At 44.0% G+C, this 19,490-nt stretch carries 10 protein-coding genes; 5 read left to right on the top strand and 5 right to left on the bottom strand.

The annotated features are described in order from the left end of the window. The first annotated feature begins 49 nt into the window (after positions 1 to 49). On the top strand, positions 50 to 2,008 hold the full coding sequence (locus BACHE_RS16140; RefSeq protein WP_013548780.1) for a tetratricopeptide repeat-containing sensor histidine kinase: 1,959 nt from the start codon (positions 50 to 52) through the stop codon (positions 2,006 to 2,008). A gap of 6 nt (positions 2,009 to 2,014) precedes the next feature. On the opposite strand, the gene BACHE_RS16145 is transcribed toward BACHE_RS16140, so the two are convergent. Next, complete coding sequence (locus BACHE_RS16145) at positions 2,015 to 2,506, bottom strand: metallophosphoesterase family protein (protein ID WP_013548781.1); 492 nt, start codon at positions 2,504 to 2,506, stop codon at positions 2,015 to 2,017. A gap of 80 nt (positions 2,507 to 2,586) precedes the next feature. On the opposite strand from BACHE_RS16145, the gene BACHE_RS16150 reads away from it, so the two are divergent. Together BACHE_RS16150 and BACHE_RS16155 are read left to right on the top strand one after the other, a co-directional pair. Next, entirely contained in the window at positions 2,587 to 4,647 is a 2,061-nt protein-coding gene (locus BACHE_RS16150; protein WP_013548782.1) for an RNA degradosome polyphosphate kinase, read from the top strand. 76 nt (positions 4,648 to 4,723) lie between these two features. Then, on the top strand, positions 4,724 to 6,964 hold the full coding sequence (locus BACHE_RS16155; RefSeq protein ID WP_013548783.1) for an inorganic phosphate transporter: 2,241 nt from the start codon (positions 4,724 to 4,726) through the stop codon (positions 6,962 to 6,964). A gap of 63 nt (positions 6,965 to 7,027) precedes the next feature. On the opposite strand, the gene BACHE_RS16160 is transcribed toward BACHE_RS16155, so the two are convergent. After that, complete coding sequence (locus BACHE_RS16160; protein ID WP_013548784.1) at positions 7,028 to 8,476, bottom strand: CCA tRNA nucleotidyltransferase; 1,449 nt, start codon at positions 8,474 to 8,476, stop codon at positions 7,028 to 7,030. Positions 8,477 to 8,557: 81 nt separating this feature from the next. Between BACHE_RS16160 and BACHE_RS16165 the strand changes: the two genes are divergently transcribed. Further along, the gene (locus BACHE_RS16165) at positions 8,558 to 9,388 is read left to right on the top strand and encodes a hypothetical protein (RefSeq protein WP_013548785.1); all 831 of its coding nucleotides are present in this window, start codon (positions 8,558 to 8,560) and stop codon (positions 9,386 to 9,388) included. A gap of 136 nt (positions 9,389 to 9,524) precedes the next feature. On the opposite strand, the gene BACHE_RS16745 is transcribed toward BACHE_RS16165, so the two are convergent. The 3 genes from BACHE_RS16745 to BACHE_RS16180 are packed head-to-tail and all read right to left on the bottom strand — an operon-like array spanning position 9,525 to position 15,225. Beyond that, positions 9,525 to 10,319, bottom strand: coding sequence for a hypothetical protein (locus tag BACHE_RS16745; protein ID WP_013548786.1), 795 nt, complete (start codon positions 10,317 to 10,319; stop codon positions 9,525 to 9,527). Positions 10,320 to 10,355: 36 nt separating this feature from the next. Further along, a complete protein-coding gene (locus BACHE_RS16175) occupies positions 10,356 to 12,002 on the bottom strand; it encodes a RagB/SusD family nutrient uptake outer membrane protein (protein WP_013548787.1) in 1,647 nt (548 codons plus the stop codon). Positions 12,003 to 12,024: 22 nt separating this feature from the next. Beyond that, on the bottom strand, positions 12,025 to 15,225 hold the full coding sequence (locus BACHE_RS16180; protein ID WP_013548788.1) for a SusC/RagA family TonB-linked outer membrane protein: 3,201 nt from the start codon (positions 15,223 to 15,225) through the stop codon (positions 12,025 to 12,027). A gap of 1,083 nt (positions 15,226 to 16,308) precedes the next feature. Between BACHE_RS16180 and BACHE_RS16185 the strand changes: the two genes are divergently transcribed. Then, a complete protein-coding gene (locus BACHE_RS16185; RefSeq protein ID WP_013548789.1) occupies positions 16,309 to 19,482 on the top strand; it encodes a SusC/RagA family TonB-linked outer membrane protein in 3,174 nt (1,057 codons plus the stop codon). The last annotated feature ends 8 nt before the right edge of the window (positions 19,483 to 19,490 follow it).

Below are 19,490 nucleotides of genomic sequence, written 5' to 3' on the forward strand. Positions count from 1 at the left end.
TATTATAAAATATATCTATATTTGTACGCTTTACTGAAACAGAATAATTATGAAACAGCGAGCAACCATTGTTTTCATATCTTTTCTCTCCTTACTCCTATCCGGCTGCAGGTCGGAAACTTCTCACAGCACAGTTCATGCTCAGCAATTTCCGACAGACAGTACAATATTTTCCTGCCACAACATTGAAAAGCTAAAGCAAAAAGAAGACAGTTTCATCAGTATAGGAGATCGTCACAATGAACTGCTGGCAAAATTCACATTAGGAAAACGGTTGCGCGAAACATCCAAGTTTGAAGAAGCCATCAATTACCACCAAGCTGCGCTGACACTGGCAGAAGAATTGCGCGATACCATGGAAATCATCAATACCCTGAATCAGATCGGCACTAACTTCCGCCGTATAGGAAATTTGGAAGAAGCCTCCAGCTATTTATACAAAGGACTGTCATATTACAAACAATATAGCCGCAAAAACAATAAGCAAACCCAGAAAAGCATGATTTCCATTTTAAACGGCATTGGCAATGTACAGAAAGAACTGAATAATCCGGAAGCAGCGCTAACCCTGTTTTTCAGAGCCTTGCAGGAGGAAGAAAAAACAGGCAATACACTGGGAAAGGCCATTAATTATGCCAACATCGGCAGTACATACGAAATCATGGGAAAAAATGATTCAGCACGAGTGTTCTACCAGCATTCAATGGCTGCCAACCGGGAAATAAATTCTAAAGTAGGGATAGGGCTCTGCCACATTGCATTCGGAAATATGTATGGCAAAGAAGGTAAAAAAGAAGATGCCTTGAGGGAATACAAAAATGCCTATGAGATTCTGCTATCCGCAAATGACCATTGGCACTGGCTCATCAGCGCTACCTCCATTGTACGAATATACTTGGAGAAGAACGATCTGCAAGCTGCCGACAAGTATCTCAACGAATGTGTCGCCGAAATCAGGCAAATGAAATCCTTACGCGGTTTACGTGAAGTTTATGAACTCAAATCACAATACAACGAACAAAAAGGCCTGTATGCCGAGGCGTTGAAGAACTACAAACAGGCTATGCTCTATGACGATAGTCTGAAAAGCGAAAAGTCATTGAACCACATACACAACCAGTTAATAAAATTTGAACGCGAAACAAGCAAGCGGGAAGCCGACATAATTCGATCCGAAAAAGAAAGCCAGCGAAAATCTTATCTGATTGTTATCTTATGCTTGATTATAGGAGCTGCCCTGATTATTGTGTTTGTATTGCAAATACACTTACGTCTGCGCCGTCGGGGCATACTGGAACTGAAAAAGAAGAATGAAGAACTGTCTGCAATGAATCATCGGGCGGAAAAAGCCGAACAAATAAAAAACACTTTCATACGGAATATCAGCCATGAGATACGAACTCCTCTAAATGCCATTTCCGGCTTCTCGCAGGTGATAGCCTCCGATCCGGAACTGAACATGGAAGAACGCCAAGGCTTTTCTGAGTTGATCATAAAGAACACGGACTTGCTGACCAAGCTGGTGAACGACATTTTGGAGTTAGGTAACATGGGAACAAGCAAAATACAAATACACAAAGCAGAAGTATCGGCCCAAGAAATTATAAAGGAATTATCCCGTCAAATGATAACTCATGTCCCACAGGGAGTAAGACTGAAGCTAAGTTTTCCACAACAAGAAATCAAAGTCCTTACCGACAAACTGCGCCTGAAACAGATATTACAAAACCTCATCTCCAATGCGTGCAAAAATACAAATGAAGGCAGTATCAGCCTCAGCGTGCAAAAAACAGCATCTTGCGTCATGTTTACGGTCACCGATACAGGATGCGGCATTCCATCCGAAAAAGCAGACAGCATCTTCGGTGAGTTTGAAAAGTTAGACAACTACAAGCAAGGAGCAGGAATAGGACTAAGTATCTGTCGGATGATAGCCGAAGCTTTGGATGCCCGGATTTATCTGGACAAACAATATACCAATGGCGCCCGTTTTGTTGTGGAGATATGAAAGTTCTCAGCCTGCCAACTCTATAACCTCAAGGTCCTTGAAAACACCATTATCCACTGCAAAGCGAACCAACGTGCGCACTTTATGGAAACCGGAAATACCAGCCGCCCCCGGATTGATATGAAGCATATCCAGCGTTTTGTCATACTTCACCTTTAATATATGGGAATGTCCGCTGATAAACAACTTGGGCGGATGCACCAAAATGCTGCCTTTAATGGAAGGATCATAATTACCGGGATAGCCACCGATATGCTTCATCAAGACTTCAGCCCCATCCACAGTGAAACGCAATATCTGTGGATAAAGACTGCGGATTTCCTGTCCGTCTATATTGCCATACACTGCCCTAAACGTACGGAAAGCCGCCAGTCGCTGTGCCACCTCCAGTGATCCTATATCACCCGCATGCCATATCTCATCGCACGATTCAAAATATTGCAGATACTTCTCGTCCCAATAAGAGTGTGTATCTGATAATAAACCAATTTTTGTCATTCTTCTATTGTTTATTAGAACAAAGGTAATTATATTTGGGAAAAGTTTATCCGATGATTTATCATTAAACCTTAAATTCCATGGAAAACAGATATTTCAAACGTGACATCAGTTGGCTGTCATTCAACTACCGCGTACTGCTGGAAGCCGAAGATGATACATTGCCGCTGTATGAGCGCATCAATTTTATTTCGATATACTCCTCAAACTTGGAAGAGTTCTATAAAATACGCGTGGCAGATCATAAAGCGATAGCAACGGGAGCCGTGCAAAATGATGAAGAGTCTGTGCAGTCCGCCATTGAATTGGTAGAAGAAATCAACAACGAAGTAAACCGTCAGTTAGAGGAACGTATCCGTATCTATGAAGAGAAGATACTGCCCGCCTTGCGCAAGCATCATATTGTATTTTATCAAAGCCGTAATGTAGAACCTTTCCACAAAGAGTTTCTACGTGACTTTTTCCGCGAAGAGATCTTCCCGTATCTGGCCCCCGTTCCGGTAAGTAAAGACAAAGTTACATCATTCTTACGTGACAACCGGCTTTACCTTGCCATACGCCTGCATCAAAAAGATATATCCGGCAACTCCTCCGACCACACACAATACTTTGTAATGAAGCTGCCTTATAGCAAAGTTCCGCGCTTCATCGAGCTACCCAAAGTGGGAAAAAATTATTATTTGATGTTTATTGAAGACATCATTAAAGCCAATATAGATACGATCTTTCCCGGTTACGAAGTAGAAAGCAGTTATTGTATCAAGATTTCACGCGATGCGGACATCCTGATAGACAATGCCGCCAATACGTCTGAAATCATTGAACAGGTGAAGACCAAAGTAAAGAAGCGCAAAATCGGAGATGTCTGCCGTTTTGTATATGACCGTGCCATGCCACAAGATTTTCTGGATTTTCTGGTAGATGCATACCACATAGACCGGCGTGAGTTGGTTCCGGGCGACAAACATCTCAATATGGAGGACTTGCGGCATCTGCCCAATCCCAGCCAGACCGTACGTCCCATCAAGAAACCTCAGCCCATGAAGTTGACCCGCCTGGACGAACGCGAATCAATCTTCAGGTATGTAGAAAAGAAAGACCTGTTGCTTCATTATCCATATCATTCTTTCGACCACTTCATACATTTCTTATATGAAGCGGTACACGAACCTACCGTCAAGGAAATCATGGTCACCCAATACCGGGTAGCCGAGAACTCCACTGTAATCAACACTTTGATAGCCGCCGCACAAAACGGAAAGAAGGTTACTGTGTTCGTAGAACTGAAAGCGCGGTTTGATGAAGAGAACAACCTTGCCACAGCCGAAATGATGAAGGCTGCCGGCATCAATATCATCTACAGCATACCCGGTCTGAAAGTTCATGCCAAAGTTGCTCTTATACTGTGTCGCAACAAAGAAGGCCACAAAATGACCAGTTATGCTTATATCAGCACCGGCAATTTCAATGAAAAAACCGCCACTCTCTATGCAGACAGCGGATTGTTCACCTGCAATCCGATTATTGTCAATGACCTGCATAACTTATTCCGCACACTGCAAGGGAAAGAGAATCCCGTCTTCCACCGTCTGCTCGTAGCACGGTTCAACCTGATACCGGAACTGAACCGCTTGATAAATCACGAAATAAAATTGGTTCGAGACGGGAAGCGTGGCAGAATTATCCTCAAGATGAACGCCCTGCAAGATCCCGCCATGATAGAACGCCTTTACGAAGCCTCACAGGCAGGTGTTGAAATAGACTTGATTGTGCGCGGCATCTGTTGCCTTATTCCCGGACAAACATACAGCCGTAACATAAAGATTACCCGCATTGTGGATACTTTCCTCGAACATGCCCGTATATGGTATTTCGGCAATGGAGGCGATCCAAAGCTCTTTCTGGGCTCACCGGACTGGATGCGACGTAACCTCTATCGCCGCATCGAAGCTGTAACCCCCATACTGGATTCGGATTTAAAGCAGGAATTGACAGACATGCTCTCCATACAACTGTCCGATAAACGGAAAGCCTGTTTTGTGGATGAGCATTTACGTAATCGTTGGAAATCCGTCCATCCTCAAAAAGAAAAGATACGTTCACAATACACTTTCTATGAATATCTGAAAGAAAGATTGTAATACGGATGTAATATGTATGACATTTCCCTGCAACACGGTTTACGTTCCTTTGCAGCCAGAAATAAAATACATATTTATGGAAACAATCTACTTATGCATCGTCATCTTCCTGTTCGTGCTCGCGGTATTCGATCTCGTGGTGGGCGTCAGCAATGATGCGGTGAACTTTCTCCAATCGGCTGTCGGGGCAAAGGCAGCATCTTTCAAAACGATACTGTTCATTGCTGGTATCGGTGTCTTTGTCGGAGCTTCTTTAAGTAACGGCATGATGGACATCGCACGCCACGGCATCTATCAGCCAGAACATTTTTACTTTGCCGAAATAATGTGCATATTGCTGGCGGTGATGCTGACAGACGTCGTATTACTGGATGTCTTCAATACGATGGGGATGCCTACTTCCACCACCGTATCTATGGTATTCGAACTTCTGGGAGGTACGTTTGCACTGGCACTTATCAAAGTGCAAGGCAATGATCTGGGATTTGGCGACCTTATCAATACAGACAAAGCACTGTCTGTCATTATGGGTATCTTCGTATCTGTTGCCATTGCATTTTTCTTCGGTATGCTGGTGCAGTGGATCGCACGTATCGTGTTCACCTTTAATTATAAAAAGCATATCAAGTACAGCATTGCTCTTTTTGGAGGCATCGCAGCAACCAGCATTATCTACTTCATGCTGTTCAAAGGGCTGAAAGACAGTTCGTTCATGACTCCCGAAAACAAGCTTTGGCTTCAAGAAAACACATTGATGCTATTAGGAATCACATTTGTATCCTTCACCATCCTGATGCAGATATTACATTGGTGCAAAGTTAACATTTTTCGCATTGTGGTGCTTTTAGGTACGTTTGCCCTGGCTCTCGCTTTTGCCGGAAACGACTTGGTGAACTTTATCGGAGTACCTCTTGCCGGATATTCCTCTTTCATGGATTATATAGCTAACGGAACAGCCGCCGGGCCTGATGGTTTCCTAATGACCTCTCTGCAAGGTTCGGCCAAAACACCCTGGTATTTTCTTTTCGGAGCAGGCGCCATTATGGTATATGCACTTTGTACCTCCAAGAAAGCACACAATGTAATTAAAACCTCCGTTGACCTTGCACGTCAGGATGAAGGCGAAGAAAACTTCGGCAGCACTCCGATAGCCCGCACATTGGTACGGTTCAGCATGAATCTGGGTAACGGCCTTGCCAAGATAATGCCCGAAAACAGCAAACAATGGATAGAAACACGTTTCCGTAAAGATGAAGCCATCATAGCCGACGGGGCCGCTTTCGACATGGTACGCGCATCTGTCAATCTTGTACTTGCCAGTCTGCTCATCGCACTGGGAACTTCACTGAAACTGCCTCTTTCCACTACTTATGTGACATTTATGGTTGCAATGGGTAGTTCACTTTCCGACCGTGCCTGGGGGCGCGACTCTGCCGTATTCCGCATCACAGGTGTACTGAGTGTCATTGGAGGCTGGTTCATCACTGCCGGAGCAGCATTTACCATCTGCTTTTTTGTAGCTCTGATTATCCACTTCGGAGGAACCATTGCCATCATAGCACTTATAGCGCTGGCTGTATTCTCACTGATCCGCAGCCAGATGAGCTATAAAAAGCGCAAAGCAAAAGAGAAGGGCAATGAAACACTGAAACTGCTGATGCACAGTACCGACAAAGATGAAATCATAAAACTACTCCGCAAACATACCCGTGAGGAACTGACCAAGATCCTTGAATTTACGGAAGAGAATTTTGAACGTACTGTAACAGCATTTCTGCACGAAAATCTGCGCGGACTACGCCGTACCACAGGTTCGGTAAAATTCGAGAAACAACTTATCAAACAAATGAAACGTACGGGTACACTCGCCATGTGCCGTCTCGACAATAATACTGTACTGGAGAAAGGCCTTTACTATTATCAAGGCAACGACTTTGCCAGTGAATTGGTATATAGTGTGGGACGCCTCTGCGAACCATGTCTGGAACATATTGACAATAACTTCAAGCCTCTGGATGCCATTCAGAAAGGAGAGTTTGCCGATGTCACGGAAGATATTACTTCCCTGTTGCAGATATGCCGGCATAAATTGGCGGACAATGACTACAAAAACTTTGATGATGAAATACGCAAAGCCAACGACCTTAACAGTCAGCTTGCACACCTGAAACATGAGGAGTTGCAGCGCATCCAGACACAGAGTGGCAGTATCAAGGTAAGCATGGTTTATCTGACCATGATACAAGAAGCCCAGAATGTAGTGACTTACACTATCAACCTGATGAAAGTAAGCCGCAAATTCCAAGCAGAAGAATAAAAGACATACAAATTTAAGCAATGAAGGGCAGATTGAGAATTGACTCAATCTGCCCTTCATTCTTCACTCCGGCATCGGGCTTTTCAAACAATTCAATCCCATCTTCTCGGCACGTTGTAGCATAAAGCTACGGGCAGCTTCATACTCATTGGGAATTATGCCATCCAGAATGGCATCCTTAATGGCGCTTTTCAGTACCCCTACCTGCCGGCAAGGAGACAAACCAAACGTTTTCATTATTTCCTCTCCGCTGACAGGGGGCTGGAAATTACGCACCCGATCCCGTTCTTCCAAGTCTTTCAGTTTCCGACGCACCAACTGAAAGTTATCCAGAAAGCGCTTCTTGCGTTCCACATTCTTGGAAGTGATGTCGGCTTCACACAAGATCATAAGATCATCTATATCATCCCCTGCCTCAAACAACAGGCGACGAACAGCCGAATCGGTCACCACATCATCCGCTATCACAATGGGACGCATATGCAAGCTCACCAACTTCTGTACGTATTTCATCTTTTCATTCATGGGTAATTTCATCTTGCGGAAGATATTCGGTATCATCTTCTCACCGATAAAATTATGATTATGGAACGTCCAGCCTACACGGGGCTCCCAGCGCTTGGTCACAGGTTTTGCAATATCATGCAGGAGGGCTGCCCACCGTAGCCAGAGGTTATCGGTGTTCTTGCAGATGTTGTCAAGCACTTCAAGGGTATGGTAAAAGTTATCCTTATGCGCCCTTCCGTTGCGGGTTTCCACTCCCTGCAAGGCTACAAGTTCCGGGAAAATAAGCTCTAACAAGCCGCAACGATCCAAGTCGATGAATCCCCTGGAAGGGATAGGAGAAAGAATAATTTTATTCAGTTCATCTGCTATGCGCTCTTTGGAAATGATCGAAATACGTTCGCGATTGCGACACAAAGAATCAAAAGTGCCATCATCTATATAAAAATTCAATTGGGTGGCGAAGCGGATGCAGCGCATCATGCGTAAAGGATCGTCACTGAAAGTGATGTCCGGATCAAGTGGAGTACGGATGGTTCGTTCTTTCATGTCTTGCATGCCTCCAAACGGATCGACCAGTTCACCATACCGTGCCCTATTCAGGCAGACAGCCAATGCATTGATGGTAAAGTCACGGCGATTCTGATCGTCTTCCAGCGTGCCGTCTTCCACAATGGGTTTGCGGGAGTCGTGTGTATAGGATTCTTTCCGTGCTCCCACAAATTCTACCTCCACACCGCGATACTTCAATTGTGCCGTGCCGAAATTCTTAAAGACAGAGACATGTGCGCCACGTCCCAAACGCCTGCCCAATGCTTCGGCCATCGCAATGCCGCTACCTACCACCACCACATCAATATCCTTGGATGGACGTTGCAGGAAAATATCGCGTACATATCCTCCTACCGCATAGCATTCCAGCCCCAGCTCATCAGCCGTTGCTGATATACTTTTAAATATGTCGTCACTAAAAAATTGCTTCAGTTCTTCTGCAGTCAACTCTATCATTTGTCAATAAATCATTTTGAGGATGCAAAGATACAGATATTATTTCTATTTTTGCTCCCGCTAACTCCAAGAACAACAATTATGAAAAAAGTGGTGCTCCTTATGTGCTTATGCTGCACATTCCTTTCATGCGAAGATGTGGAAAAGAAAGCCGTCGAAAAACTGCAAATCGCCCGTGAAGCCTTTGAACGCGGCGACTATAACGAAGCCAAAATACAGATTGACAGCATTAAGATCTTATACCCCAAAGCCTTTGAAGCCCGCCGTGCCGGCATAGGACTGATGCAGGAAGTAGAACTGAAGGAACAAGAAAACAGTCTGACTTATCTGGACAGCATGCTCCAAACCAAGCAGAAAGAATTCGAAGCCATCAAAGGCAGGTTCGTTTTCGAGAAAGATGTCGAATACCAGAAAACGGGCGATTACCTGCATCCGTCACAAGTGATAGAAAAGAATCTGCATCGCTCTTTCCTCCGTTTTCGGGTAGATGAAAACGGAGTTATGACCATGACTTCCATCTATTGCGGCTCGCAGAATATCCATCATGTAGGTGTCAAGGTTACTGCTCCCGACGGCAGCTTTGCCGAAACTCCCGCCTCCAAAGACAGTTATGAAACCACGGATCTGGGAATGAAAATCGAAAAAGCAGACTACAAAATTGGTGAAGACGGCAATGTCATGGGATTTCTCTATCTGAACAAGGACAAGAACATCAAAGTGAATTATTTGGGGGAACGCCCCTATTCCACCGATATGACTCCTGCCGACCGGCAGGCACTTGCCGCTACCTATGAATTGGCTCAGATACTATCTTCCATGACAGAAATTAAGAAGAATATGGAGGAGGCCAAGCTGAAAATTGAGTTCGTGCAACGAAAAATAGCGGATAGAGAGGCAAAAGAAACAGAATAAAATAGAGAGAATGGCATTTTGAGTTTATGACTGATAAAAACGAATTCGGGGCAACTTCTCACGAAGTTGCCCCGAATTGTTTCTTTCTTGTCAGAGTAAAGAAACTATTAATGTAAAATGAAAACTTGGAGAGAATCTAATGCATTTCCGTTATTTCAAAATAATCGGCATAATCTCCGAAAGGGCCTGCCGATACAGTCCATGTATATCCAAAAGTAAATAGCTTACTGTCCGTATCGTAACCACACTCATCCTTTATAGGAGTAGCCGATACCATGCCGTATCTGGAATGCACATAACCTGTGGTAATGGCCTCTCCACCATTCACTGTAATGGAAGCGCCACCATCCCAAGTGAAAGTCACGTCATATCCCGGCATCCAACAGCCGGAAAAACGATATAGGTTGAGAATAGGCGAATATTCCAGCTCAGCTTCCCAGCTATCTCCAAAGAACTCGCAGGTATAAGTACCGTTGGCATACGGTTGATAATCTTCTTTCAGGACACTTAGTTCCATACGTGGATATACTTCCGTTTCTGCATACTGATGTGTGTATGCTTCGGGAATGGCAAGTGATAAAGCATATTTCTTGAACATCTGCATTTTTGCACTTGCCGTGATAGTAATGGTCTTGCTTGTTTCTCCGGAAGCGAAGTCCACAGTGGCAGGCACAGTGAATATGCTGTCGTGCGGAGTGGCCACAATCAGAGGAATACTCTCGGCGGCAGTACCATTGCTGCGCTCCACCGTTATGGAAAACGTATTTTCATCGGTAGCCAATACCGGTGATGATTCGTTGCTTGCGGCAAAATATACATTCTCGCCACTGTTTGCCGCAGAGCCTGATACATAGTCATCATTATTGCTACATGCCGTGAAAATACAGCAGGAGGCGACGGCTAATAAAAAGTATCTATTGAATAGTTTCATCTTTTCTTTTTATTTTAATTAATTATTACTAATCATTTAATCGGTCACTCCATCCAATAAGTTCGCATTCTGTCCGGCCACAGGCTGTGTCCCCTCTGTGTTTTCGGTAGCAGGAATACCTTGATTGTTATTAGTTTCTTTTTGAGGGAAACGGAGCAATAGATAACCGTCATTAGCCTGAATATTGAAAGCGAAAGCATCCGGCCAAATGCCTGTGTTGCCGCTATGGAAACGTACCACCGGCTTGTTTAGACGCATAATGTCGGCCATAACAAAGCCTTCGCCCCAAAGTTCTATGCGGCGTTGTTTCCAGATTTCCGTCTGAAGTGCTTCCGCCGCAGAGGCAGTACAGGAATAATTAGCATCACGATAGTTTTTTACAAAATCTTCAAGCACTTTTTTCCCTTCGGAAGTACTTCCACTCATGGCAAGGCCTTCAGCTTTAATCAGTATCAGTTCTTCCACACGCATCAAACACCAGTCGCAATCATTGGTAGTGCTGCCAATCCCGCTTTTCATGCCAAACTTCACATTTGTGTAAGGAGTAAAAGCTACTTTTACATCTTCTATTTGCAATGGGGCAATGGCATCTCCGGTCACTCCGTTCCAAGAGATGGTGGAAAGAAGTGGAGAATGCAGTTTTTCGTTCACCCACCAACCTTTGCGCACATCTGTATCCGAGATTTTATTGTAAAGCAATGGATTGATACGCTTATAACAGCCCACGCCGGCGGTATAACTCATGGCAGAAAAGGAAACTATTTTTGAAGGCCAAGTTGGCAATCCATCGTTGCCCGTGATATTGGCAGCCTCAATCAGCAGCCCCCACATCCAGTTGTGCTCGGCTAATTGACAGAAAGCCGGAGTGCCGACCTCGGTCATTGAGGCAGGAGTATATCCTGCCAATGCCTTGTCTGCATCGGCGGCAGCCTCTGCCCAATTCCCCATATACAGATTGGCGCGTGCGCGAAGGCCGTAAGCCACTTGCTGGTCTATCTTTGTTTTATCAGGGCGTTGGTAGCCTTCCAATAGACTGATGGCATCATTTAAATCGCTTATGATCTGAGCATATACCGCTTCCACGGTAGCGCGAGGATTATTGCTATAGTCCGCCGTTTCCGGTGTAACGATAGGTATGCACGGTTTGTCTTTGCTGCTTGCATAGTTGAATTGATAGTAAGGCGCAAGTCCTAAATAATCAAAAGCACGCACGGCCTTTGCCTGCCCTATATAGTATTGCAGGTCCTTATTGTCCGTTTCCGGGTCAATGGAGGTCAGCAGGTCATTAGCAAGTTTTATCTGATTGTAAAAGTTGGCATAGCGTGCATACGGATTGGCATAATTGGCATTGCGGTCTGAGTATTCGCTGCTGACACTAAACCAATTATATCCACTGTTGTCGCACACCATATCCGGCCCGTTCAACTCTTGAGACAGATAAACGGAAGGAAGTCCGAAGTCATCATCGCGTGTGATACTTGGAAAGGCGCAATATTGCATTCCCATATAAGAATAAACTCCAGCCAAGTCTGCTGCTACACGAGCCGGTATGGTAGAAGTGGTTTCGTTTACCTGTTCTTCGGTGATGCTGCTGCCCTCTGGTTTCATGTCATCCATGTCCGAGCAGGCGATTAATGTGAGACATCCCAAAGCAAATAGTGAAAATTTACTGATATATTTCATAATTCATTACTCGTTTAGTTAGTTAAAAAGAAAGAGTGATGCCACCTGAGATGTTACGCATGGCAGAATATGTAAAGTTACCGGCCGTGATAGAACTTCCGGTTCCAAGGCGTGAACGCGGGTCAAGTCCCTTGCGTGCGGAGATAACTCCTAAATTATCACCGGTGACGTAAAGACGCAGGCTTGAAATGCCGATAGTTCTCAGCCAAGCTTTTGGCAAAGTATATCCTAACGTGATGTTGTTGATGCTCAGATAGTCTGAACTTGTAAGGAAACGGCTTGAGTCCAGTTGATAAGAAGCATCGGAGGCACATAGCCGCGGAACATCCGTATAGCGGTTGTCCGGAGTCCAGGCATTCAAAATGTCTTTAGACCAATTAGTACCTGCCATAGATGCATAGCCTGTGTGCATCATTGCTTGATAAGTACCGTCATACAGCTTACCACCCAATTGATAGGACAATTGTACGGTGAAATCAAAACCGTAGAAATTCAGAGTAGTGCCGAAGCCGCCATAAACCTTGGCAAGCGTACTGCCCAAGTCGGCCTGCTGTGCCTTGCTGTAATCGGTGGTTGTGGAATAGTTGCCGTTATCAGGGTCAACATAGTAGAGGGCCTGTCCGGTTTCCACATCCACTCCGGCGTATTGCTTCAGATAGGACTGATACAGTGAGCCGCCGATTTTATAAATATACGAACTTCCTTTGATGCCTGTTTCTTTTACGTTATTGGCAAGATCGGTGATTTTGTTCCTGTAATGTGTCAGATTGAAATTGGCACTCCACTCAATGTTGCGCCCTTTCAGCAATATGGCATTAATGTCAAGTTCCAATCCCTTGTTCACAATAGAACCTACATTTGTCGGAATAGAACCCGTAGTGATACCCGATGACAAGGGAACAGGCTGGTTATAAAGCAAGTCCTTGGTCTTGCGGCTGAAGTATTCCATTGTACCGGTGAGGCGTCCTTTAAACAATTCAAAGTCTATACCGGCATTGAAGGCATAGGATGTTTCCCAAGTCAAATCCTTATTCCCTTTATAAGTCATGGTTTTAGAATATTCTCCGGTAGTTTCACTGTAAGTCACGTCAAACTGGTCTTGATAAGCATAATAGTTACCTATATTATCATTACCTTGGATACCCCAACTGGCTTTCAACTTCAACATATCAATCCACTTTAGTTCGCCCATGAAGGCTTCTTTTGAAATCAGCCACGCACCACCAATGCTGCCGAAATTACCCCAGCGGTGACTTTCGGCAAAACGTGAAGAAGCGTCACGGCGATAGGATCCGCTCAAGAAATACTTACCGTCATAATTATACTGGATACGGCTCAAGATACCTTCCGTCATATAATTGTCAGTATAAGAATTCAATTTCTTGTTACTCGTACCACCGGCATTGTTCAATTCACCGATGAACGGATCATACAAATGGTCGTTTTGTCCGGTCAATGACTGGATTTTCAGTTTATATTGTTCATAACCGGCAAGGATGTCAATATTGTGTTTATCGGCAAATGTATGCGTATAAGCAGCGAGGTATTGAGTGTTGACACCGGACAAACGGTAGCTGCGCACATAGGCCGAACCGTCACTTGTTTCGTTACTGCCTCCCCAACGGCTGTATAAGGCATTGATGCGTTGGTTGGATTCCGTAGCCGAGATGTTGGCTGTCAATGTCAAGCCTTCTATCGGAGTGATGTTGGCATACCACTTACCATTAAATGTGCTGTTGGTATTGGTATAACGGTCATTGTCGATACTGGCTGCAGGACGTGCGGGACTCATGAAAGCACGCTGGAAGTTGGTAGATGTAGCGCCATTGTCATAAATCACATATCCCGTAGTCTCGTTGTGCATGATATTGCCCGTTGCATCACGCACATACATCGGATAGATGGGGGCAATCATATTGGTCAGGTAAAACAGGTTGGCGCTTGAGCCCCAGCTTGTAGATCCATTTTGATGCGATGTACTTTGTGTATAAGCCATGTTAGTGCCTATCTTCAGCCATTTCTTGGCTTGATAGTCCATATTTCCACGTCCGGTATAACGGGAAAATTTAGAATTCTTGATAAGACCGGAATCATCCAAATAGCCTACACTGGCATAATAACTAAGTTTGTCCGATTTGCCCGAAACATTGACGTTGTATTCCTGACGCAGATTTCCCTTTCCAAAAATCTCGTCATACCAATCATCCGAAGTATAATAATAATCTCCATCACTATAACCCAGTGTGGCATTGGGATTCAGTTTGAAATTGGTTCCGATAAGTTTCTCTCCTTCGGGAACCGTATATATCTGATAACCTAATCCCCCATTCTTTACATCCAGCAGATTCTTGTCGGCGTATGCATAAGAAGCAGCGGCGGAAGCTCCTTTGTAAGCTTGCGAGTTATAGAGTGCCTTGTACATGGTTTCATAATACTGTGCCGGACTGTCAATAATATCATAATTGGGTACTGCACGTTTATTAGACCCCCATTTGGCATCCACCGTAACTTTAGCTTCCCCGCTTTGTCCTTTCTTAGTAGTGATCAAGATGACACCATTGGCTCCACGAGCTCCATAGATGGAATTGGCGGCCGCATCCTTTAGCACGGTCATCGATTCGATGTCCGAAGGGTTAATGGTATTGATAGCACCGTCAAACGGTACGCCATCGACTACATAAAGAGGGGCATTGCTGGCACTCATGGAACCGATACCACGGATACGTACTGTAGCCGATGAACCCGGTGCGCCGTCGGAGCTGGTGATCTGTACACCGGCAACTTGCCCTGCCAATGCATTCGAAACATTAGAAGTGACACGCTGCTCCAGTTTTTCGCTCTTGATGGTGGATGCCGAACCCGTGAACGCTGACTTCTTGGCTGTGCCATAGGCCACTACCATCACCTCGTCCAGCATTTCCGCATCCGCTTTCAGGACGATTCTGAGGATAGCACCCCTCTTTATCGCCACTTCCTGTCCTTGCATTCCGATGAACGAAATTTGCAAAGTCTTAGCAGAGCTTGGTACATTACCGATTGAAAACTTGCCCTCAATATCAGTAACTTCTCCCATAGAAGTGCCTTTTACTAATACTGATGCGCCAACAACAGGCTCACCGTCTTCGTCGGAAATCACTACTCCCGAAACTGTGGACGTCTGAGCCGTTACAAGACCTATGCTCATGAAGAGACAGGTCAACAACAACATTAATTTTCTTTTCATAAATTCTCTCTTAAAATTAACCTATTAAAACCAAATTTTAATCTAACACGCGGCAAAGGTATTTAACTTTTTTAAACCTCAAAAGAAAATCTTGTAAAAATAATCAATAAGCTATCTGTTTTAACGTTTTGCTTTCTTTATGCATTCTAATTATTATGCAATTATTATTCATGATATACATATCAATTAAATATATTACATTATAAAAGAAGATGGTTCGCAGATAAAATACTCCTATTTATCTATAATTTATCCTATTTCACAGAAATATGGCAAATTTTATATAAAGAGGCTTATCTGCATCTGCACCTCATTCACATCTTCGGCCGGAGAAAAAGATATATCCTCGTGCGTCGAAAATACTGCAAAGTTTCTGAAAACGATTCCCCCCAGAATGGGATAGCGCTACCCCATCTGTCATTTTCTTTACAAACAGCTACGAGAACCGGTTGCTTTCACGAAGAGGTTTTGTTTCGCTCACTGAACGAACGACATTGAGTCAGGAACTGAAAGGCATTCAGTCAGGGACTCAATGCCTTTCAGTTCCTGACTCAATGTACCCCCTCTCAGAAGGCTGTGTGAAGGGGGTAATGAATAGGATGTAAAAAGCGAGTTTCTGATAGTAAAAAATGCGGATTCCACGAATAAGCCGCCTCCTTAAAAAGAAAGTTGGCATGACACCGCATCAATACAACTCCAAAATTCTTAAAATGACAAAACAGGCTATATGTAATAATTACGAAATAAACAAGATATAAAACGATATTTCCACTAATTTACCATACATTTATCTAATTTCACCATTTAAAATCTAATATACCGCCCTATCCATACACAATAAAGCTGCCTTTCCACATAGGATACAGATGATAAAAGTCTCACATAAACAAACTTCAAAAGTACAATAAACAATTATATAAATATAAATCATTTTCAAACGCAACAATCTAATATACAACATATTAACATGTTAATAAAACCAAAATCACAGCCATCGGAAATCGTTTATCAAAACACTATATATATATTTGTAACATACCAAGCCATATTCACACATTAATTGTTAATCTTAAGAGAGAATTTATGAAAGGAAAATTAACGCTATTAGCAGCCTGTCTCTTCATGAGCATAGGCTTTGTCATTGCTCAAACAACCACAGTAACAGGAGTGGTGACTACCGAAGAGGACGGTGAGCCTGTTGTTGGCGCATCTGTATTGGTAAAAGGAACTTCTATGGGAGCCGTAACCGGCATTGACGGAAAGTTTACAATTCCCAATGTACCGAATTCAGCAAAAGTTTTAGTCATTTCATTTGTTGGAATGAAGACGCAGGAAGTAAGCATCAGACCCATGGTGAAAGTGGCGCTCAAAACAGATGCAGAGTTACTGGAAGAAGTTGTGGTAACCGTCATGGGCATTACTCGTGAAAAGAAAGCATTGGGTTATGCAGCCACTTCTGTCAAAGGAGACGCCATCGTCCAGTCGAGGGCGGTGAACCCGATGAATGCTTTGCAAGGAAAAGTTACCGGAGTCGATATTTCAACAGCACCCGGCCCCGGCGCCACGCAGAATGTCATTATCCGAGGCGCTTCATCCTTTGGCAACAACCAGCCGCTTTATGTCGTTGACGGAGTGCCAATCATCAACTCCCAAAACAGATCAGGCGACAATCTGAATTCCCAAGTGGATTTTGGTTCGGGAATCAACGCATTAAATCCTGACGATATTGCCGACATGACAGTGCTGAAAGGCGCCGCTGCCACTGCATTGTATGGCTCACGAGCCGCCAACGGAGTTATTATGATCACCACAAAATCGGGACGGAACACTAACGGGAAAATACAAATAGTATATGACGGCGGATATACTATGTCCAAAGTAGGTCGTCTGCCACAAGAACAATCCCAGTTCGGTCAAGGTTGGAGTGGAGACAGGGCTTTGGATGAAAACGGGAACTGGGGAGCACCCTATGATGGAAAAGACAGAGTATGGGGACGAATTATAGGCAACGAGCAACAAGTAAAGCCTTATGTATTCCTGAAAGACAGGGTAAGAGATTTCTATGAGATAGGACAGAACTTCAAAAATTCACTCTCTTTGTCGGGAGGAACTGACAAGACCACCTATTTCGTATCCCTTTCCCAAAACAGCCTGGATGGAGTCATCCCTACCAATCAGGACTCATATAACCGTTACACAATTGCCACCAGAGGCTCTCATCAGACTAAAAAATTCAAAGTAGAAACATCTGTCAACTTCAGTACAGAAAAGACAAAAGCTGTCGCTTCGGGGCAGGGAACATCATTGCATCGTTCGCTATACGAAATTGCCAGCGACATTTCAATCATAGATTTGAAAGATTACCACAGTAAATTTAATAATCCGGATAATTATTTCACTCCCTACGGCTTGAATCCTTATTATGTACTGAATGAAAACGGTGCTGTCCAAAACAAGAACAAACTATTCGGAAAAATCCAACTGGATTATGAAATAGTGAAGAACCTTACACTGGCCTACCGTTTTGGGGGTGACTATGAAGTTTCCACGTCTGAGACACATACAGCTCCGGTAACCTTTACACCGGGCTCTCCCAACGAAGGAGCAAGTACGGCAAACGCCGGAAATTATACGGAAACAAGACGTGAACGCATACAGATGAACCATGACATCATGGCTACTTATAACGCCAGTTTTGCAGAAGACTGGTCATTGAATGCCATAGTAGGCTGGAATGTAAATGAACGTAAATACAACTGGCTCTCCGGTTCCATCAACTCTATTGACGTCCCCGGATTCTACAATCTGAGCAATAGCCGTTCACCATCCGTTTCTTCCCAACGAAAAGAAACAAGACGCTTAGTCGGAGCCTACTTGAATGCCGATCTGAGTTATAAAAATTATGCTTATCTGACGCTTACCGCACGAAACGACTGGTCTTCTACCCTGCCGAAAAACAACAATTCATATTTCTATCCGGGAGTGACATTAAGTTTCTTGATAACAGATTTTCTCAAGACAAAAAACATCAATACAGGCATCATGGATTTTGCCAAGGTGCGCATGGCCTATGGCATGACGGGAAATGATGCCAATTTGTATTACATATATGACCGCTATGTAGCGGCAACGGCAACAAATCCCGGCTATCCGAAAGTAGATGACTTATCTTTCCCTCTGAATGGAGTTAATTCATATACTGTATCCAATCAGTTAGGAAATCCTGATTTGAAACCGGAGCTAACCAAAGAATTCGAAATAGGTTTTGAGGCCAATTTTTTCAAGAACCGTATCGGCATCGACTTTTCTTACTATAACAGATATACGGAAGGACTGATTGATGTTCTTCCCAAAGATCCCTCAAGTGGATACACTACACAGATCAGCAACTTGGGTGACGTACGGAACAAAGGCTTTGAACTGGCACTCAACATAACACCGGTCAGAATAAAAGATTTTGAATGGAACCTGGGGTGGAACATCTCAGTAAACAAAAACAAAGTAGAAAAGTTGGATGTTCCCGAAGTATATTTAGGAGGATTTGGCGGTGCAGGCATATATGCCGTGGAAGGAAAGCCCCTCGGACAATTCAAATTGAACGGAATAAAAAAAACGGTTATCGACGGAAAGGAATATACCATTGTTGACGGCAACGGGAATCCTCAGCCTACCGCCCAAACGGAATACTTCGGCAAAGATATAAATGAGAAGTACAGAATGGGACTAACCAATACCTTCAAATGGAAAGGGCTTTCCATATTCGCCACATTCGATTATCGAAACGGAGGATATATCTATTCTAATACCAAAAAATATATGCACTGGACGGGGAGTTCTCCCGAAACGGTACTCAATGACCGCAAGCCATTCCTCATTCCCAATTCCGTAACAGCCAATAGCGACGGTACGTACAGCGAAAACAACATCCCGGTAAATCCTACTGCACTGCATACATTCTACTCTGACCGCGGCGGACTAAACGGAGCACAAAGTTCTGTCATCAGCCGTTCTTATCTGAAACTGAGAGATGCGGGTATAGCTTACCAGTTTCCGGAATCATGGTGCTCGGCATTGCATGTAAGAGGTGTACGTCTGTCATTCAACGTAAGCAACATCCTGCTGTGGACTCCCCGAGAGAATCCGTATATTGACCCGGAAACCACAACTTTCGGAAATGACGTGAGCGCCAAATTCGGTGAGTTCAACGCCAATCCGAGCAACGAATTCTATTCGTTCGGTTTAAATTTAGCATTTTAATTAAACGA

Origin of the sequence: Bacteroides helcogenes P 36-108, assembly GCF_000186225.1 — a bacterium.
Classification (GTDB): domain Bacteria; phylum Bacteroidota; class Bacteroidia; order Bacteroidales; family Bacteroidaceae; genus Bacteroides; species Bacteroides helcogenes.